The 18,537-nt window shown below is 41.5% G+C and carries 15 protein-coding genes; 10 read left to right on the top strand and 5 right to left on the bottom strand.

Annotation, left to right across the window (positions count from 1 at the left end):
- The first annotated feature begins 33 nt into the window (after positions 1-33).
- The 8 genes from MKO06_RS01155 to MKO06_RS01120 all read left to right on the top strand — a co-directional run bounded on the left by MKO06_RS01155 (position 34) and on the right by MKO06_RS01120 (position 7,957).
- Positions 34-495 carry a (2Fe-2S)-binding protein gene (locus tag MKO06_RS01155; protein WP_241550503.1) on the top strand — a complete coding sequence of 154 codons (462 nt, stop codon included), beginning with the start codon at positions 34-36 and terminating at the stop codon, positions 493-495.
- Positions 492-2,660, top strand: a complete 2,169-nt coding sequence (locus tag MKO06_RS01150) for a molybdopterin cofactor-binding domain-containing protein (RefSeq protein ID WP_241550502.1) — start codon at positions 492-494, stop codon at positions 2,658-2,660. Before MKO06_RS01155 ends, MKO06_RS01150 begins: the two co-directional genes overlap by 4 nt.
- Positions 2,661-2,798: 138 nt before the next feature.
- Positions 2,799-3,125 carry a nucleotide pyrophosphohydrolase gene (locus MKO06_RS01145; RefSeq protein ID WP_241550501.1) on the top strand — a complete coding sequence of 109 codons (327 nt, stop codon included), beginning with the start codon at positions 2,799-2,801 and terminating at the stop codon, positions 3,123-3,125.
- 1 nt (position 3,126) lies between these two features.
- Entirely contained in the window at positions 3,127-3,381 is a 255-nt protein-coding gene (locus MKO06_RS01140) for a hypothetical protein (RefSeq protein ID WP_241550500.1), read from the top strand.
- 21 nt (positions 3,382-3,402) lie between these two features.
- Positions 3,403-4,629: a 3-phosphoshikimate 1-carboxyvinyltransferase gene (gene aroA / locus MKO06_RS01135; protein ID WP_241550499.1), complete on the top strand. Its 1,227-nt coding sequence runs from the start codon at positions 3,403-3,405 to the stop codon at positions 4,627-4,629.
- 81 nt (positions 4,630-4,710) lie between these two features.
- The gene (gene queA / locus MKO06_RS01130; RefSeq protein ID WP_241551043.1) at positions 4,711-5,760 is read left to right on the top strand and encodes a tRNA preQ1(34) S-adenosylmethionine ribosyltransferase-isomerase QueA; all 1,050 of its coding nucleotides are present in this window, start codon (positions 4,711-4,713) and stop codon (positions 5,758-5,760) included.
- Positions 5,761-5,878: 118 nt separating this feature from the next.
- The gene (gene rlmN, locus MKO06_RS01125; protein ID WP_241550498.1) at positions 5,879-6,922 is read left to right on the top strand and encodes a dual-specificity RNA methyltransferase RlmN; all 1,044 of its coding nucleotides are present in this window, start codon (positions 5,879-5,881) and stop codon (positions 6,920-6,922) included.
- A gap of 57 nt (positions 6,923-6,979) precedes the next feature.
- On the top strand, positions 6,980-7,957 hold the full coding sequence (locus MKO06_RS01120; RefSeq protein WP_241550497.1) for a polyprenyl synthetase family protein: 978 nt from the start codon (positions 6,980-6,982) through the stop codon (positions 7,955-7,957).
- A 44-nt stretch (positions 7,958-8,001) separates the two neighbouring features.
- Here the strand turns inward: MKO06_RS01120 and MKO06_RS01115 are convergent, their stop codons facing one another.
- The 5 genes from MKO06_RS01115 to MKO06_RS01095 form a co-directional block, all read right to left on the bottom strand.
- Positions 8,002-8,277 carry a hypothetical protein gene (locus MKO06_RS01115; RefSeq protein ID WP_241550496.1) on the bottom strand — a complete coding sequence of 92 codons (276 nt, stop codon included), beginning with the start codon at positions 8,275-8,277 and terminating at the stop codon, positions 8,002-8,004.
- A 73-nt stretch (positions 8,278-8,350) separates the two neighbouring features.
- Entirely contained in the window at positions 8,351-8,602 is a 252-nt protein-coding gene (locus MKO06_RS01110; RefSeq protein ID WP_241550495.1) for a hypothetical protein, read from the bottom strand.
- A gap of 47 nt (positions 8,603-8,649) precedes the next feature.
- Entirely contained in the window at positions 8,650-9,426 is a 777-nt protein-coding gene (locus MKO06_RS01105) for a TIGR03915 family putative DNA repair protein (protein ID WP_241550494.1), read from the bottom strand.
- Entirely contained in the window at positions 9,426-10,685 is a 1,260-nt protein-coding gene (locus MKO06_RS01100) for a putative DNA modification/repair radical SAM protein (protein ID WP_241550493.1), read from the bottom strand. The genes MKO06_RS01105 and MKO06_RS01100 overlap by 1 nt, the downstream gene beginning before the upstream one ends.
- Positions 10,686-10,767: 82 nt before the next feature.
- On the bottom strand, positions 10,768-12,465 hold the full coding sequence (locus MKO06_RS01095) for a sulfatase family protein (RefSeq protein WP_241550492.1): 1,698 nt from the start codon (positions 12,463-12,465) through the stop codon (positions 10,768-10,770).
- Positions 12,466-12,556: 91 nt separating this feature from the next.
- Here MKO06_RS01095 and MKO06_RS01090 point away from each other — a divergent pair, with 91 nt between their 5' ends.
- Positions 12,557-15,292: a helix-turn-helix and ligand-binding sensor domain-containing protein gene (locus tag MKO06_RS01090; protein ID WP_241550491.1), complete on the top strand. Its 2,736-nt coding sequence runs from the start codon at positions 12,557-12,559 to the stop codon at positions 15,290-15,292.
- A gap of 227 nt (positions 15,293-15,519) precedes the next feature.
- Positions 15,520-18,528 (top strand): SusC/RagA family TonB-linked outer membrane protein, encoded by a 3,009-nt coding sequence (locus tag MKO06_RS01085; RefSeq protein WP_241550490.1) that lies wholly within the window; start codon positions 15,520-15,522, stop codon positions 18,526-18,528.
- Positions 18,529-18,537 lie beyond the last annotated feature (9 nt).

The raw sequence follows: 18,537 nt of genomic DNA, 5'->3' as shown, positions 1-18,537 counted from the left end.
CGTAAATTGATGGAGATCACTAAAATGTAGCTTATGAGTTCAATCTCTTTTTACCTTAACGGAAGACAGGTTTCCCCAGATGTGGAGCCGTCAACACCACTGCTTTATGTGCTTCGAAATGAACTGGAACTCAACGGGCCTAAATTTGGCTGTGGTCTACAGCAGTGCGGCGCCTGTATGGTTCTTCTGGATGGAACGGCCACACCTTCCTGTATGTTGCCGGTTGCTGCTGCCGAAGGTAAGGGGGTCGTAAGCCTAGAAGGCCTGGCACGGGAAGATGGTTCGCTGCATCCTGTTCAGCAGGCATTTATCGACGAACAGGCTGTGCAATGTGGTTATTGTCTTAACGGAATGGTGATACATGCCGTTTCTTTGCTGGATGAGAACCCGGATGCTTCAGATTCTGAAATCCGTAAGGCCATGGACAAGAATATTTGCCGTTGTGGTACGCATTCCCGGATATTGAAAGCCATACAAAAAGCCAGAAGATCATGAGCACTCGCAGAACTTTCCTTAAACAGGCTGGATGCATCAGCATCGGTTTTTCCCTTTTAGGACCTTTTTCCTGTATTTCTGAAGGAAAAGGATCGGTAATGCCCTACTCGAATAAAGAAATAGATCCGGAACAGATCGATGCCTGGCTGGAACTGCTGGCCGATGGCAGGCTGAAAGTAATAACCGGTAAAATGGAACTGGGACAGGGGATCTCCATAGCTGTCATGCAGGTGGCTGCGGAAGAATTGCAGGTAGAAATCGATAGGGTAAGTATCCACCTGGCCGAAACAGGTGTTACCCCTGATGAAGGAATTACCGCCGGTAGCCGTTCCATAGAAACCAGCGCGATGAACGTGAGGCGCGCTGCTGCCTGTGCCAGGGAAGTCCTCATAAGTATGGCTGCTGAAAAGACCGGTTTACCAGTATCTGAGATGAGGCTTGAAAACGGAAAAATTAAGGCCGGGAATGATGAATTCGACTGGACAGAGATCATCGAAGGGGAACAAATTAGCAAACAGGTTTATGAACCCGAGGAAATTTATGCCAAAACGAGGCGCAAGCTTGTTGGTACGCCCGTACCACGCCCCGATCTTGAAAAAATGATACGTGGGGAGGAGTTTTATGTTCAGGATCTTCGGTTTCCGGGAATGCTCCACGCCAGGGTTGTGAGACCGCCCTCCTATAAATCCGGATTAAAGGCTTTGGAAGAACAAAATTTAGCGAATACTTCGGGTTTTGTAAAATTGGTGCGTAAAGGTTCTTTTTTGGCAGTTATTGCTGAAAAGGAATACCAGGCCATCAAGTTTCAGGAAGAAATAAACAAACGATGTGAGTGGGAAAGCAAGCCTATTCCTTCGACCCCAGAGGAATTAAAATCCTATTTAAAATCCCTTCCGGCGAATTCGGCCATCGATGAGGAGCGGGGAGACTGGTCTTCCGCTAGCGGTGGTAAAGTTGTAAAAGCATCCTATTCCAAACCCTATATCATGCATGCTGCTAATGGGCCCAGCTGTGCGATTGCGATTTATGAAAATGAAGTACTCCAGATCTGGTGTCATAGCCAGGGTGTGTATCCATTAAGGGATACAATTGCGAACATGCTTGACCTTCCTAAAGAACAGGTTTATATTAAAGGAGTGCCCGGATCGGGTTGTTATGGACATAATGCCGCCGACGATGTAGCGGCCGAAGCTGCATTACTGGCTAAGGAAATTCCCGGAAGGCATATTCGTCTTCAGTGGATGAGAGAGGAAGAGCATGCCTGGGAACCTTACGGAAGTGCCATGATCATGGAACATGAAGCCAGCCTGGATGAGAAAGGTCAAATCCAGACCTGGAGTTACGAGCTCTGGAGTGATGGACATTCTACCCGGCCAACATCTGGAGATCCAGCGAATTTATTACCCGGCAGGTACCTGGAAAAAGGCTTTGGCGTTCCGGGACCAGGCTGGAGAGGAGGCGCTATAAGGAATGCACCACCTATTTATAAAACCGGAGCATTCAAACTTACTTCAAATATCTTTGAGGGTCCGTTACGAATTTCAGCCTTAAGAGGGCTTGGTGCCTATGCAAATGTTTTCGGGATCGAATGTTTTATGGATGAACTGGCTGAAAAGGCTGGGAAAGACCCGTTCGAATTTCGACTTGCTCATCTCGAAGATGAACGTGCTATTGACTGTTTGAAAAAGCTAAAGGATATGACCTCTGGGGTTCAGGCAGAAACAGGGCAGGGCTTCGGAATTGGATTTGCGCAGTATAAAAATTCGGCTTCTTATTGTGCCGTGGCAGCACTGGTGGAAACTTCAGAAGAAGAAACAAAATGGGCGGTGGTCAAAAAGATGTGGGGCGTGATCGACTCGGGCGAATGCATAAACCCGGACGGATTAAAAAATCAAACCGAAGGCGGGATGATACAATCGGCCAGCTGGACCCTGTTGGAACAGGTGAAATGGGATGCAAACGGGATCACCTCACTGGACTGGGAAACCTATCCTATGTTGAGATTCGAGGAAATCCCGGTAGTAGAGGTAGAGGTGATCGACAGGCCAGAAATGCCACCACTAGGCGCTGGAGAAGCAGCACAGGGACCATCTGCCGCTGCCGTGGTTAATGCGATTTCAGCTGCAACCGGAAACAGGCTCAGGGATTTGCCGGTGAATCGGTGATGCGGTGATACGGTGATACGGTGATGCGGTGATACGGTGATGCAGTGAGGCGGTGATACGGAAAAAAGGTTCTGAAATTAAGTAGCCTTAAATTACCGTAAAATAAATTGAAAGCCTAGTTTTGAAAAAAAGATCAAAATGGACCTGGCAAATTCACAAAAAGCAGTAGATAACTGGATAAAAGAACATGGTGTTCGGTATTTTAATGAGCTTACCAATATGGCTCAGCTTACTGAAGAAGTAGGGGAGGTTGCCCGAATAATTGCCCGCAGGTACGGGGAGCAAAGTGAAAAGGAAAGCGATAAGAATAAGGATCTTGGAGAAGAACTTGCCGATGTGGTATTCGTGGTACTGTGTCTTGCTAATCAAACAGGCGTTGATCTTCAGGAGGCCTTTGACAGAAAGCTTGACCTGAAAACTAAACGCGATCACGATCGCCATAAAAACAATGAAAAACTGAAATAAGATGAGCTTTAAATCAACCATTTCTCAAAAGGGGTTCTGGAAATCGGTTTTCTGGCTTGGCATTAGTTTTTTGGTTCTGTATAATGTAATAAGCATGCTTTTTGAGTACGGTGAATTTGCCTTTGCACGATTCTTCGAGGAACGAACGGCTGATGGTAAATTGATACGGTTTATTATAGCCCAGGTACTGGCAGCATTTGCCTATGGCTTTATTTTATCCCTTGGCCAGTTTCGGGCAAAGGAAAAGAAAAACTAAATTAGCTTTAAAAATTTTTCAATGACCCTTTCTGTTTCTCATTCCAATCCTTCCCTTCAGGCTGATCTGCAAATAACAGGCTCAAAAAGCGAATCTAACCGGTTGCTCATCCTTCAGGCCTTATATCCGAATATTTCAATAGAAAACCTTTCAAATAGCGACGATACTCAGGTTTTGCAAAAGGCACTGGAACAGGGTGACGGACTTATTGATATACACCATGCGGGCACGGCCATGCGTTTTTTAACTGCCTATTTCGCTGTAAAGGAAGGCTGCGAAGTGGAGATCACCGGTAGTAAGCGAATGAAAGAACGCCCAATTCAGTTATTGGTAGATGCATTGCAGAGAATGGGAGCAGATATCGAATACCTTGAAAATTCAGGTTATCCACCATTGCGAATTAGAGGAAAAAAGCTTCATGTAGATTCGGTTAAGCTGAAGGCCAACATCAGCAGTCAGTATATTTCGGCATTGATGCTCATTGGAGCGGCGCTGCCCAAAGGACTTGAGATCTTGCTGGAAGGGCCTGTGACTTCTACTCCTTATATTTTAATGACACTTGAAATTCTTCAAAACGCAGGCCTCAAAGGAAAATTTGTACATGACCGTATCTTTATAGAACCAGCCAAGGAAATAGCACCCGTTAGTATCGCTGTAGAATCAGACTGGAGTTCAGCTTCCTACTTTTACAGCCTGGCTGCGATCTCAGATTCGGCAGAGATCAGGTTATCTAATTACCGCAAGGACAGCAGGCAGGGAGATTCGGCCCTGGCCGAGATCTATAAGAATTTTGGAGTTGAAACCAAATTTCAGGGCAATAGCATAGTTTTGAAGAAAAGCAGTCAGCAGCGGGCGAGAAGTATAAAGGAAGACCTTCGAAATTCTCCTGATATCGCACAAACCATCGCAGTGACCTGCCTGGCGCTCGGCGTGGAATGTGAACTTAAAGGCTTACATACCCTGAAGATCAAAGAAACCGACAGGTTGCAGGCTTTAAAGAACGAGATGGAAAAATTTGGGGCGAGGGTTAAAATAACCGATGAATGCCTGAAATTATATCCTGCCAGTTCCCTGAATACCCAGGTTAAGGTAGCGACCTATCACGACCATCGAATGGCAATGGCTTTTGCGCCACTAGCTTTAAAGGTTCCTGTGCAGATCGAAGACGCCGGTGTGGTTTCCAAATCATACCCCGATTTCTGGAAAGATCTTAATTCACTGGGCTTTAAAACCGAAGAATTGGTTTAATTCCCAAATAAATAGTCTTTTACTTGACAACCCCTACCTTGAGATTGTATATTTGCAGCTTTTAAAACAGGAACTATGGGAATGAAACTTTCGAACTTCAATTTTGATCTGCCTAAAGAACTTTTGGCTGAATATCCTTCAGAAAATAGGGATGAAGCCAGGTTAATGGTTCTTAACCGCAAGGAACAGACGATTGAACATAAAATGTTTAAGGATATAATCGATTATTTTGAGCCAGAAGATGTCATGGTTCTGAATAATACCAAGGTTTTTCCAGCCAGGTTATATGGAAACAAGGAAAAGACCGGTGCTAGAATTGAAGTTTTCTTATTACGAGAGTTGAACCCGGAAACCAAATTATGGGATGTTCTGGTAGATCCTGCAAGAAAAATAAGAATTGGTAATAAACTGTACTTTGGCGAAGACGAAAGCCTGGTAGCAGAGGTTATTGATAATACCACTTCCAGAGGGCGTACCCTGAGATTCCTTTACGACGGCTCGTATAGCGATTTCCGCAAAAAATTAAAAGAGCTGGGACAAACTCCGCTGCCAAAATACATCAAGCGAGATGTGGAGCCGGAAGATGAAGAGCGTTACCAAACGATTTATGCAAAGAAAGAAGGAGCTGTGGCTGCACCTACTGCAGGACTTCACTTTTCGAAACATTTGCTGAAGCGTTTAGAGATAAAAGGGATCGATTTTGCAGAAGTTACCCTCCACGTTGGCTTAGGAACTTTTAGCCCGGTTGAGGTTGAAGATCTTTCCAAGCACAAAATGGATAGTGAAGAAGCCTTTATTGAAAAACAAGCAACTGATGTGATCAACAAAGCCAAACTTGAGAAAAGAAAGGTTTGTGCAGTTGGAACTACCGTGATGAGAGTACTGGAGAGTGCGGTATCTTCTAATCAAACCTTAAATGAATTTGGCGGATGGACCAATAAGTTCATCTTTCCTCCATACGACTTCAATATTGCTAATTGTATGATCACCAATTTCCACACACCAAAGTCAACCTTGTTGATGATGGTTTCGGCTTTTGCGGGTCACGATTTCATGAAAAAGGCATATGAAGAGGCTGTAAAGGAAAAATACAGGTTCTATACCTATGGGGATGCTATGTTAATTCTATAGCATTCTAAAATGAATATTCAAAAGGCCATAAGCTGTAAATTCGGTTTATGGCCTTTTTTGTAAGCTATTGAATTTTAAAAGACTGAGGTAATCGGTATTAAGTTTGTAATTTAGCGACGTGAAGGAAAAGAAGAAAGATATACGGGCACTTACGAAAGAACAACTCCAGCAATTCTTCGTTACGCATGGAGATAAATCCTTTAGAGGTACCCAGGTTTACGAATGGCTCTGGAATAAAGCGGCGCATTCTTTTGATGATATGACCAATATCTCAAAGGAAACCCGCAAGATGCTTGATGAAAATTTCGTCATCAATCACATTCGGGTAGATCGAATGCAAAGAAGTAGTGACGGGACTATCAAAAATGCGGTCAAACTTCACGATTCCCTTACCGTGGAATCGGTTTTGATCCCTACCAAATCGCGTACAACCGCCTGTGTTTCCTCGCAGGTTGGATGTAGCCTGGACTGCCAGTTTTGCGCCACTGCGAAATTGAAAAGAATGCGTAACCTAAATCCGGACGAGATCTATGACCAGGTTGTTGCCATAGATAATGAAAGCCGGTTATATTTTGATAGGCCGCTTTCAAATATTGTATTCATGGGGATGGGCGAGCCCTTGATGAATTACAATAATGTAATGAAAGCAATCGAGAAGATCACTTCTCCCGAAGGACTTGGAATGTCACCAAAGCGTATCACGGTATCTACTTCTGGTGTGCCTAAAATGATCAAAAAGCTGGCAGATGATGAAGCCAAGATCAAGCTGGCGGTTTCTCTTCACTCTGCCCGGAATGAAGTACGAACCCAAATCATGCCTTTCAATGAAACCTTTCCCCTAGAAGATCTTAGGGAAGCCCTGGAATACTGGTATTCTAAAACCAAAAGCAGGATTACTTACGAATATATCGTGTGGAAAGATATCAATGATACCCGAGAAGATGCCCAGGCCCTGGTGCGATTTTGCAAATATGTTCCCTGCAAGGTGAACCTTATCGAGTATAATCCTATAGATGACGGTGATTTTCAGCAGGCTCCCTCACAGGCTACCGATATGTACCAGGATATGCTTGAACGAAATGGGATCACGGTAACAGTCCGTCGATCAAGAGGTAAGGATATCGATGCGGCCTGTGGTCAACTTGCTAATAAATCGGCCTGATTCACCTGATTTTCGATGGGTTTTCCTTCAGTATAAATACGTATATTTACGGCCTTTATGAAGGTAATTTCCCAGATAAAGCTACCCGTTGAAAAGGAGATGGAACTTTTTGAAAAAAAGTTCTTCGAATCCATGTCTTCGAAGGTTGCCCTTCTTAACCGAATCACCCATTATATTGTAAACCGAAAAGGCAAGCAAATGCGGCCTATGTTCGTGTTCCTGGTTGCGAAGATGGTTTCAGACGGAAGTGTGAACGAGCGTACCTACAGGGGGGCTTCGGTGATAGAACTGATACATACTGCTACGCTGGTGCATGATGATGTGGTAGACGATTCTAACCGAAGACGGGGATTCTTCAGTATCAACGCACTCTGGAAGAATAAAATTGCCGTTTTGGTTGGTGATTATTTACTGTCAAAAGGTTTGCTTCTTTCCATAGATAATAATGACTTCGACCTTTTAAAGATCATTTCAGTAGCTGTTAAGGAAATGAGCGAAGGGGAGTTGCTCCAGATCGAAAAAGCAAGAAGGCTGGATATTACCGAGGCTGTTTACTATGATATTATCAGGCAAAAGACTGCGACCCTGATAGCGGCTTGTTGCAGCCTGGGCGCTGCTTCAGTGAAACCGGATAGCAAGGAGATCCCTAAAATGAGGCGTTTTGGAGAGCTTATTGGTATGGCGTTCCAGATCAAAGACGATCTTTTTGACTACGGAACCCAGAGGATCGGGAAACCAACCGGGATAGATATCAAAGAGCAGAAAATGACGCTGCCTCTTATCTATACACTCAATAATGTTTCAGAAAAGGATCAGCGCTGGCTCATCAATTCTGTGAAAAATCATAATAAGGATAAGAAACGTGTGAACGAAGTGATTGATTTCGTAAAAAATAACGGAGGCCTGGATTATGCGGTTAAGCGTATGAAGGAATTTCAAAAGGAGGCACTGCAGATCCTGGATGATTACCCTGCATCTCCTTATCGCGAAAGTCTTGAGCTTATGGTGAATTACGTAATAGAACGCAAAAAATAAGGCGAATCCTCAAGGGTTCCGCCTTTAGAACAATTTTTTAAGGTCTAGAAATCATCAGACGCTTCTTCGTTATTAACGTCGTCTGTATTATTGATCTCTTCCTCTACTTCCTTTTCCAGCTTTTCAGCTCCTTTTTTGATGTCTTCTCCAGCTTTTTCAGCTCCCTTCTTGATTTTTTCCCCGGCTTTTTTAGCGCCAGCTTCGATATCTTCACCAATTGCTTCTGCAGCTTCCTCGGTTTTTTCCTGGGTGGTCTCTCTACAAGAATAAATAGATAGGCTGAAGATCACAGCCAGTACTAACATGATCGCTTTTTTCATTCTTTTAAAATTAGGTTTAATTAAAAAAAGCCATTCCGTTAAGAATGGCTTTATCCTTTAAGATAGAGGTGGATTATGCGTTATCGTCAGTTTCGTTAACTTCTTCCTCTACTTCTTGTTCCATTTCGTTTTCTGCGTTTTCAGCAGCGTTTTCCATTTCCTGTCCAGCTTCTTCCATCTCGTTCCCTGCTTCCTCAGCAGCGTTCTCTACATCTTCACCCATTGCTTCTACAGCATCTTCGGTTTTTTCTTCAGTAGTTTCTCTACAAGAGTAGATTGAAAGGGACATTGTTGCTACAGCAAATAGTAAGAATAATTTTTTCATTTTAAAATGTTTAATTAGTTGAGGAAACAAAGTTAAACAAATTTTAATTATGCAAAAGGGCTCTTTTCGCTTAAATATTTCCAGTACCGTTTGGGTACGTGTTGAACGTGAAGCTTAGTGTTTGCGCGGCTTTTGATATTGGTGCTATCAAAATACTTTTTCCAAAGTTTTTGAAATTGAATTTCGGTAGCATCAAAATATTCCTGATTGGCGCCGGATAAACCTATATCTTTTGGTAACTCCAGGCTAATGAATTCTACCTCCTTCAAATTGTAATAAATACCAAATTTTCGTTTTTGATCATAAATTATCCAGTTCTGATCGGCATAACGGCTTTTAAAATGTTTCGCGATAAGCGGGAGTACATTGAAGTCTGGTTCTATCATCGCAAAATACAGATCGTCCTTAGTAAGCCTGAACCTGACGAAGGCTTCCATGCGATGCTTCTCCCTGCCTACTTTTTTAGCAGTTTTAGCGATATTCAGAACTGCGGGATGTGAATAATCAGTAGCTACTTTTTCCTCACTTTGAAATATATACTCAAACATTTTGTATAGCTGTAATTCCATCCCCGGGAGTTCGCTTAGAAAAGCATATTTGATCCTGGTGAAGGCGATCTGGGAGATCTTTTTCCTAATCCCATTCAGCACACGCCGGGCCTTAAGTTCATCTGTGATCACCTCCAGATTTTCGCTAAAAAGACCTGAAGTTTTTTCTTCTGTTGGATTAATGGCCATGGGTTCCAGTTTTTCCTCATAGATGGTGAAAATAGCGGTAAGAAAACCCTTGAAACTACCGTCATATATTAGGCTGGTTGGTTTCATTAGAAAAGGCTTAACTGAGGGGTGATCTCTTTACGATATTTACTGGTTGAATTCTTGATGATTATTTGCTTAAGATTCTCGCTGGAGTAATCCTTTATTTCCTTCTCCCGTGAGTCGCAGGTAATGAAGAATTTAGCGCGGTTAAGAGAAATGCCAATTTTCTTTAAATGATCCCAATTCAGTTTTCTGAATTTTCTGGCCTGGATGATCTTATTAACCGATTTTAGACCAATCCCAGGGACTCTAAGAAGCAACTGTTTTTCGACCCGATTGATATCTACCGGAAATAAATGGCGGTTCCTCAATGCCCAGCTTAATTTAGGATCGATTTCCAGGTCCAGGTTTCTGAAGTTGTCGTTCAATAACTCCCTGATGTCGAAACCATAGAATCGCATCAACCAGTCGGTTTGGTAAAGCCTGTTCTCTCTCAACATAGGAACCTGGGTGCCAATAGCAGGCAACCTGGGATCATCTGATACAGGAACATAGCCAGAATAATAAACCCTTTTCATGTGATATTTTTTATAGAAAAAGGCTGAAGAATACATGATGTCGCGATCACTTTCACCGGTAGCGCCCACGATCATCTGGGTGCTCTGGCCGGCAGGTGCGTATTTTGGAGTACTTTTAATAAGTCTGGATTCCTGTTTGAATTGAATGATCTCATTTTTAACCTTTTCCATAGGTTTCATGAAATCTTCATGTTTTTTATCAGGTGCCAGCAGTTTTAATCCTGACCTGGTAGGAACTTCGATATTGACGCTTAACCGATCGGCATATAAACCGGCTTCCCTCATAAGCTCATCACTGGCTCCTGGAATGCTCTTTAAGTGAATATAGCCGTTAAAATTCTCTTCCTCTCTTAATTTCCTGGCCACCTGGATAAGACGTTCCATGGTGTAATCTGGATCCTTAAAAATTCCTGAACTTAGAAAGAGACCTTCGATATAATTTCTCCTGTAAAAACTAATGGTAAGGTCAACCACTTCCTGAACCTTGAAAGCGGCTCTTTTAATATCATTGCTTTTGCGTGTCACGCAATAGGCGCAATCGAAGATACAGTGATTGGTAAGCAGGATCTTTAGGAGAGAAACGCATCGTCCATCCTGGGTATAGGAATGGCAGATGCCCATGCCTGATGAATCTCCAAGGCCTTTATTGGTGTTCTTTCGTTTGCTGCCGCTGCTGGAGCAGGAAACATCATATTTGGCAGCATCAGCCAGGATGCTTAGCTTTTCTTTGATCCTTTCAAAATTCATATTGGAATTTTTCCAAAAATAGGAAAAATTCCAATATGTTGATGAATGCTGTTACAAGAAGTATTGACTTAAAGGCTCTTATTTAGTCTACCTCGAATTTCTTTTCTTCGGGGTAAGTCTCGGGGTCTTCCCCGGCAAGACGAGCAAAATTTCTATATGCCTGCTCCACTTTCTCCTCGGGAGTGGTTTCGAATTCCGCTTCGGTTACTTTATAAACCTGCTGCAGCGAATCTAATTTTGAATGAAGGCGTTCCTGTATTTCGGCGTATTCGGCTTCACCATAGAGATTATTCACCTCGGTAGGATCTTCTTTTAGATCGTAAAGCTCCCAGGTGTCTATATCGTCATAAAAATGAATAAGCTTATAGCGTTCCGTGCGCACTCCATAATGCCTTTTCACCATATGGAAGGCCGGGAAGTCATAATAATGATAATAAACTGCGTCCCTGAATTCCCCATCAGCGATTTCTGAATCAGGAGTTAGGAGTGGTTTCAGGGATTTACCCTGCATTTCTTCTGGTATTCTAGCTCCTGCAAAATCCAGAAAGGTAGGAGCGAAATCCAGGTTTTGAGTAAGAGCATCCACGGTTGATCCCTTTTCAATAACCGGAGGATACTGAATCAATAAAGGCATGGCCAGAGATTCTTCATACATAAATCGCTTGTCAAAGAAACCTTTTTCACCAAGGTAGAAGCCCTGGTCTGTTGTATATACTATAATGGTATTCTCTGTAAGTCCATTTTGTTCCAGGTAATCCAGAATTTTTCCAACTCCTTCATCTACTGCCTGTACGGTTCCCATATAATCCCTTAAATAACGCTGACCTTTCCATTTGGCGAGTTCCCTGCCTGTTAGGTTTGCTTCATGAAAAGCATCGTTTTTAGCCCTGTATGCTTCATCCCAGGCTTTTCGTTGTTCACTAGACATTCGGTCAAAGTCTGAAGTCCATGGGTTATGTCTTAACGAATCGCTGCCCTTGGATACAGTTAACTTGAGGTCATGACCTTCGTACATATCCTCGTAGATCGTTTGTAATTGTTCCTGCGAAGCGACCTGCCCTTCATGCCTGGCGAAATAGGTTTCAGGAAGCGGGAATTCAATTGAGTCGTAAGTATTGATGTGCCTGATTGGAGGCATCCAATTACGGTGTGGAGCTTTATGGTGAACCATCAAAAAGAACGGCTTCTCATTTTCTCGTTTATTGCTAAGCCAGTCTATACCCATATCGGTGATAATATCTGTGGTATAACCTTCTATAATGGTGGTGTCCTGGTCTTTTATAAATTCCGGATTATAATAATTCCCCTGGTCGTTCAGAACGTGCCAGTAGTCGAAGCCCTGGGGTTTCCCATGCAAATGCCATTTACCTACTATGGCTGTCTGGTAACCAGATTCCTTTAGATATTTTGGCAAAGTTGGCTGGGATCCGTCAAATACCTCACCGTTCATTCTAAACCCGTTTACGTGACTAAATTTTCCCGTAAGAATGACCGCTCTGCTGGGGCCGCAAATAGAATTGGTATTGAAATTATTGATGAATCTTGCACCATTTTCGGCAATGCGATCAATATTAGGAGTTGGTGCAAGTTTGCTGATTGGGTGACCATACGCACTAATTGCCTGTTCAGCGTGATCATCAGCCATGATAAAAACAATGTTAGGTCTTTTGGGTTTTGGATCTTCCTCTTTTTCATTTTTGTTCTGATTGCAGGCAAGGAACAGCGAGGAGACAAAAAACAGGAAAAGGAAATTTTTGATCAATAGCGTGGATTTGTTCATGGTCGATTATTTAAAGGTTGAAAAATACAAAGTTTTCCCAATAAATTGTAACTTTTCGCCTGCTCAATACTTGCACAACTAGATATACATTATGGAATTTAAAACTCCTAAGATACTGATTTTACTGTGTTTGAATATGTTGATGGTTTCTGCACAGGAATTAGTTCCACCTATACAAAACTATTCTCCGGCAGAATATTCAGGCGCCAGCCAGAACTGGGATATTTCTATCGATGATAGAGGCATTGTATATACCGCGAACAATCAGGGTTTATTAGTTTATGACGGATTTAACTGGAATCTATATCCGTTGGAAAGTCAGTCAATAATAAGATCGGTCTATCCATTCAAGGGGAAGATTTTTACCGGATCGTACAAGGAATTTGGATACTGGGAACATATGCCAGAAGGATGCCTCAATTATATCTCTCTTTCCGGGTTATTGAAAGATCTCGACCTGCAAAACGATGAGTTCTGGGAGATCACCTCCTATAAGGATGATATTTATTTTAGGTCTTTTGGAGGGGTGTTCAGATATTCTGACAATAAGATCGAAAGGATTAAAGAGGTTGTTTCTACGGCCTTTGGGATATTCCAGGATAAATTGATAATCGCTCCCAGAAACAAAGGGCTTGCCTATCTGGATTCAGAAGCTAATATAAATGAATTGCCGGGAGACTTATCACCCATATTGAATATGAATATCGTGGATCTTGAAGCTATTGGCGAGAAATTATTTATTGCTGGGAAGGAGGTTCTTTTTGTCTATGAAAATGGTGAACTACAAAAATTCTGGAATGAAGAACTAAACGAGTTGCTGGTTAAGAATGAACTTAACCATATGGAAGTTATTTCAGAAAACGAACTGGTTCTGGCTACTATAAAAAATGGTATAATCCATTTTGATCTTTCAACAGATGAGTTCCAGGTTTATAACAGAACTTCAGGCCTGCAAAACAACACCGTCCTGGGATTGAAATACGCCCGGGAAAAACTCTGGCTAGCCCTGGATAAAGGGGTGGATATGATAGATCTTAAATCTCCATTTAAATTTTATACCAATAATTCTGGTGAGCTTGGAGCGGTTTACGACCTCGAAATCTTCCAGGACGATATTTACCTCGCCAGCAATACAGGGGTATACCAGTTTAAAGACGGCAATCTTAACCTAATCGAAAATGCCGAGGACCACACCTGGAACCTTGAATTAATAGATGAAGTCTTATATGCTAATCATAATACGGGTTTATTTAAAATCCAGGGAGGTTCCTTCATTCCTATTGATAATCATACAGGTAGTTTTACTGTTAAGAAAATGCCTGAAGACGATCGTTTAGTGATAGGTCATTACACCGGTATTAGTTTGTATCATCCCGGGACTGGAGAACTTAATGAATTGAATACCGTTAATTTTCCGGTAAAGCAAATCGTATTCGAAAACCCTAAAACCGCATGGGCGGCTCATCCTTATGAAGGGATTTACCGTCTCGATCTTAGTGATCTTAACAACGTAAAGGTTGATAAAATTGAACCCCTTGCAGATAATGCGAATTTTAACTCCAGGGTGTACAAGGTGAATAATCAAATTATGGCATACGTAGCCGATCGATGGTTTGTTTATAATTCATTCAAAGACAGTTTTGAAGAATTTAAAGAACTCTCTGCTTACCACTTTAATAGGTTAATTCATAAAAATGATCGCTTTGTTTTTGTTGATTCTGAAGATGGCTCCATAGTGATTACAGATCTGGATGATAAAGAGATAAGGATAACCGGAGAGGAACTTAACCAGAGACTTGTAAAGTCCAATGAAAATTATATTCCAATTAACGATTCCATTTCCTTGATTACCCTTAATGATGGTTTTGCCAGGATCAACCTTAATCAATTAAAAAGAAGTAAAGAGAATGTCTGGATAAGTACGCCGATCATAAAAGAGCTATTGGATGAAAGAATCCGGTATTCTATAGATGATGATTTGGTTATTCCTTATAAACATTCAAGAAATATCAGTTTGAAGGTTGGATTGCCGGTCTCAGATGCGGTAGATCTTGAATATGCATTAACTGGTGAAGATGATTTAAACGGAACTGTTCAGGACGGGAGCCTTAATTTCCAAAATCTTGGACATGGCGACTATCATCTAACTTTAAAGGCCATTGGGAGTGAACCCGGGCAGTTAACTACGGCAAGTCTTGATTTCAGTATCGCTCCACCCTGGTATTTATCATTTTGGATGAAGTTGCTTTACGGCTTGATCATAATTGGTATTGTTTATTTATTGTACTGGTTTAACCAGCAAAAACTGCAAAAACATCAACTTCAACTCGAAGAGAAATTTGAACAGGAGCATACTGAGAGACTGAATAGGATCGAAAAGGAGCGTTTGATGAATGAAATCGACTTAAAGCGGAAGGAACTGGCTAATACCACTATGATGGCGGCCAAAAAGAATGAAGTGCTTATGGAGATACAAAATGAATTGAACAAGGATAAAAGCAGGTTCTCCAATCAATTTCGGTTAAAGCATATCATGAATAAAATAAATACGGCGGTTAAGAATAAGGACGAGTGGAAGGTTTTCGAAACTAACTTTAATGAGGTTCACGAAGACTTTTTTAAGGAAGTCCTGGATCAATATCCAAAATTAACCAATAAGGATCTTAAGCTATGCTCTTATTTAAAAATGAATTTAAGTTCCAAAGAGATAGCTCCTTTAATGGGTATTTCAGTTCGAGGAGTTGAAGTACATCGTTATCGTTTAAGGAAGAAAATGCGACTCGATAGCAATGTGAATTTAACAAAATTCTTAATCAAGAATTTTTAGATTCTTAAAATTGAAGTGAAAATTTTCTAAAATAACACTACTACAACACTACATCACCATTTTAAATTTATCTTAAAATGGTACTTCAAAAAATATTTAATATATTGTAAAACAGCTATTTAAGAATCTTTTTAGTTTGTAGTAGTAGTTGTGTACTACAACGTTTGCGTAAAATTGGCCATTGGCCGTATCTTTCAGTAACAATTTAAGCAAAACACCCAACGAGTATGAAATTAAAATTATTCTTCGCCTGCATGATTTTCATGGCCTCGATAGGTCTTGGACATGCCCAGCAGGCAAAAACTATTAATGGTGTTGTAACCGATGCCAATGATGTTCCTTTACCAGGAGCCGAAGTTAAGGTTGTAGGTAAGGAGATTTATGACGTGACCGACTTCGACGGAAATTTTAGTCTGGAAAATGTGGAGGTTGGAGATACCTTTAGGGTAACCTTTCTAGGTTTTACTGCCCAGGAAGTTGAAGTTACCACCAGTTCGGATTATACGATCCAGCTGCAGGAAGATTCCAGTCAATTAGAAGAGGTAGTGGTTGTTGGTTATGGTACTCAGAAGAAGAGAGACCTAACCGGGTCTATTGCCACTGTGGATGCCGAGGAAATTGAGAAAACACCAACAGCCAACGTAATGCAGTCACTGCAAGGAAAGGTTTCTGGTGTACAGATCGTAAGTGCAGGTTCTCCGGGAGAATCGCCAACGGTTAGAGTACGTGGTCTGGGAACTTACCAGGATGCCACAAATGTTCTGTATGTGGTTGACGGTACTCTATACGATAATATTGACTTCCTTAATACTAAGGACATCAAATCTATTAACGTATTAAAAGATGCTTCCTCTTCTGCCATTTATGGTGTGCGTGCCGCAAATGGTGTTGTGATCATTGAAACTAAATCTGGTAGGAAAAACCAGAAGCCACAATTTGAAATCGATAGTTATACCGGTATCCAAAGAGCTCAGAATGTTGTAAAACTTGCCAATACCGAGCAATTCGTGACAATGGCAAGGGAATCTGGTTCAGCTGCCGATGCTCAGTTCGTGTTGAACGCTATGCAGCGTTATGGAAGAAGCAGGATCAACCCGAATATTCCAGCCGTTAATACAGATTGGTATAAGGAAATCCTACGAGACGGTCTAATCCAAAGCCATAGCTTGGGTGTTAGCGGGGGTGGTGAAAGTGTTACTTATTCACTTGGAACCAACTTTTTCGAACAGGAAGGTATCCTGGACATGAAGAATGAGTATGAACGATTCAACATTCGTTCGAAAGTAGATGTGGATATCTCTGATCGTTTCAAAGCTGGTGTGAACTCTGTTTTCAGTAATGCAACTAAATACACGCCTGAAAACGGAGCATGGTTCAGGGCCTATTTCGCAGTACCGCTAATGCCAGTGATCGATTCTTTAAATACTCAGGCCGCACCAATTCGCTATTCTAATGCGCAGATTCTTGGGTATAGGGGAACTCAGAACCCTTTCCAGGATCTTTCTTACAATGAGAACAGGCAGAAGATTAGAAAGTTGCTGAATACACTGTATTTACAGTACGATATCATTCCCGATAAACTTGATTTCAAAACTACTTATAGTCATAACCTTTCTGCCTTTGAAGAGAGGTATGTAAACTTACCATATACATTAGGCAATAACTTTGAGCGAATCTCGTCGATTACCAGGGCTAATAATACATTTTCGAATCAATACTGGGATAATATTCTTACCTATGATGATGAATTTGGTCAGCATGATCTAACCGTTATGTTAGGGCATTCGTATCGTGATGAAGCTTCTAATTTATTTAGGGCTACAGGACAGGATATAGCAGGGATTAGCCTCGAATCTAGTAGATACCTGGATTTTGCCGATCCTGATTCCTTCGCGAACAATGTGAGCGAGATTGGAAGAAGATTCTATGGTATATCCTATTTTGGACGGGTTTCTTATAACTTCGATGACAGATATCTTCTTTACGGAACCTTCAGGGCCGATGGTTCGTCTAAGTTTACCAGGGATCCATGGGGCTATTTCCCATCTGTTGGTCTTGGTTGGGTACTTTCAGAAGAATCATTTATGGAAGATAATGGAATATTCGATTTTCTAAAGTTCCGTGCCAGCTGGGGGAAATTAGGTAATGATAATGTCGCGGCAAGTTCTGGTTCTAATACTATTAACGTAATTACCACCACAATTGGAGATCAACCAAGATCCGGAATTACTTCTACCAGTGTATTTTCCAATAACACCTGGGAAGTGATCGAAGAATTCAACTTCGGTATGGATATTGAGACTTTAAATAACAGATTGTCAGTGAATGCAGACTATTATATCAGAGATACAGAAGATGCCATTCTACCGGTCTTCATTCCAATTATAAACAGAAGCATTGATAGGAACTCTGGTACGATAAGGAACCAGGGATTGGAACTAAATCTTAATTGGTCTGACAATATCGGTGAAGATTTCACCTACAGCGTAGGAGGTAACTTCACTACTTTAAAGAACGAAGCCACCAGGATTGAAGACGAAAGAGGTTATCTGGATGCAGGTTCTGCCGAATTTCGTCAAAGAACTGAGGTTGGTGAAGCGCTTTTCTCCTTTTACGGATATGAAAGAATTGGTGTTTACCAGAATCAGGCTCAGATCGATGCCGATCCGGTAGCCGTTGCCAATAATCTGGTTCCGGGTGATCTTATCTATAGAGATCAGAATGGAGATAATATGATTACCGATGAGGATAGGGTTTACCTTGGTTCATTCCTACCAAAGATCACCTATGGAGGTAATATCGCAATGTCTTATAAAGGTTTTGACTTTTCAATGAACTTTTACGGACAGGCCGGTAACAAGATTTTGAACAGAAAAAGAGGAGAAATCATATTTACCAGTGATACTAATATGGATGCTGATCTGGCAATTAACAGGTGGCATGGTGAAGGAACAAGTAATAGCTATCCTTCTTCTGCCGGGTTAAGAAAAGCCTGGAACCAGCGTTTGAGTAATTTCTGGGTAGAAGATGGTGATTTCTTTAGAATTCAAAATATGCAATTTGCATATACTATCCAAAGTGATGGACTTCCAACCACCAGATTGTATTTCACTGCAGAAAGACCATTTACTTTCTTCGATTACAACGGTTTTAACCCGGAAGTACCAAACGGAGTGGATAGACAAACCTATCCTATACCAGCCATTTATACCATAGGACTGAATATTAAAATTTAAAAAATTTGC

The organism is Christiangramia oceanisediminis (assembly GCF_022570735.2).
GTDB classification, from domain to species: domain Bacteria; phylum Bacteroidota; class Bacteroidia; order Flavobacteriales; family Flavobacteriaceae; genus Christiangramia; species Christiangramia oceanisediminis.
Note: the sequence above shows the minus strand (reverse complement) of the source record. Positions and strands in the feature narration are given on the sequence as shown.

Coding starts and splice junctions, on each gene's coding strand:
- queA (WP_241551043.1), top strand. CDS start 4,711: ATGAAACTTTCGAACTTCAATTTTGATCTGCCTAAAGAACTTTTGGCT.
- MKO06_RS01155 (WP_241550503.1), top strand. CDS start 34: ATGAGTTCAATCTCTTTTTACCTTAACGGAAGACAGGTTTCCCCAGAT.
- MKO06_RS01150 (WP_241550502.1), top strand. CDS start 492: ATGAGCACTCGCAGAACTTTCCTTAAACAGGCTGGATGCATCAGCATC.
- MKO06_RS01145 (WP_241550501.1), top strand. CDS start 2,799: ATGGACCTGGCAAATTCACAAAAAGCAGTAGATAACTGGATAAAAGAA.
- MKO06_RS01110 (WP_241550495.1), bottom strand. CDS start 8,602: ATGAAAAAATTATTCTTACTATTTGCTGTAGCAACAATGTCCCTTTCA.
- MKO06_RS01090 (WP_241550491.1), top strand. CDS start 12,557: ATGGAATTTAAAACTCCTAAGATACTGATTTTACTGTGTTTGAATATG.
- MKO06_RS01115 (WP_241550496.1), bottom strand. CDS start 8,277: ATGAAAAAAGCGATCATGTTAGTACTGGCTGTGATCTTCAGCCTATCT.
- MKO06_RS01095 (WP_241550492.1), bottom strand. CDS start 12,465: ATGAACAAATCCACGCTATTGATCAAAAATTTCCTTTTCCTGTTTTTT.
- MKO06_RS01085 (WP_241550490.1), top strand. CDS start 15,520: ATGAAATTAAAATTATTCTTCGCCTGCATGATTTTCATGGCCTCGATA.
- MKO06_RS01105 (WP_241550494.1), bottom strand. CDS start 9,426: ATGAAACCAACCAGCCTAATATATGACGGTAGTTTCAAGGGTTTTCTT.
- MKO06_RS01100 (WP_241550493.1), bottom strand. CDS start 10,685: ATGAATTTTGAAAGGATCAAAGAAAAGCTAAGCATCCTGGCTGATGCT.
- MKO06_RS01140 (WP_241550500.1), top strand. CDS start 3,127: ATGAGCTTTAAATCAACCATTTCTCAAAAGGGGTTCTGGAAATCGGTT.
- aroA (WP_241550499.1), top strand. CDS start 3,403: ATGACCCTTTCTGTTTCTCATTCCAATCCTTCCCTTCAGGCTGATCTG.
- MKO06_RS01120 (WP_241550497.1), top strand. CDS start 6,980: ATGAAGGTAATTTCCCAGATAAAGCTACCCGTTGAAAAGGAGATGGAA.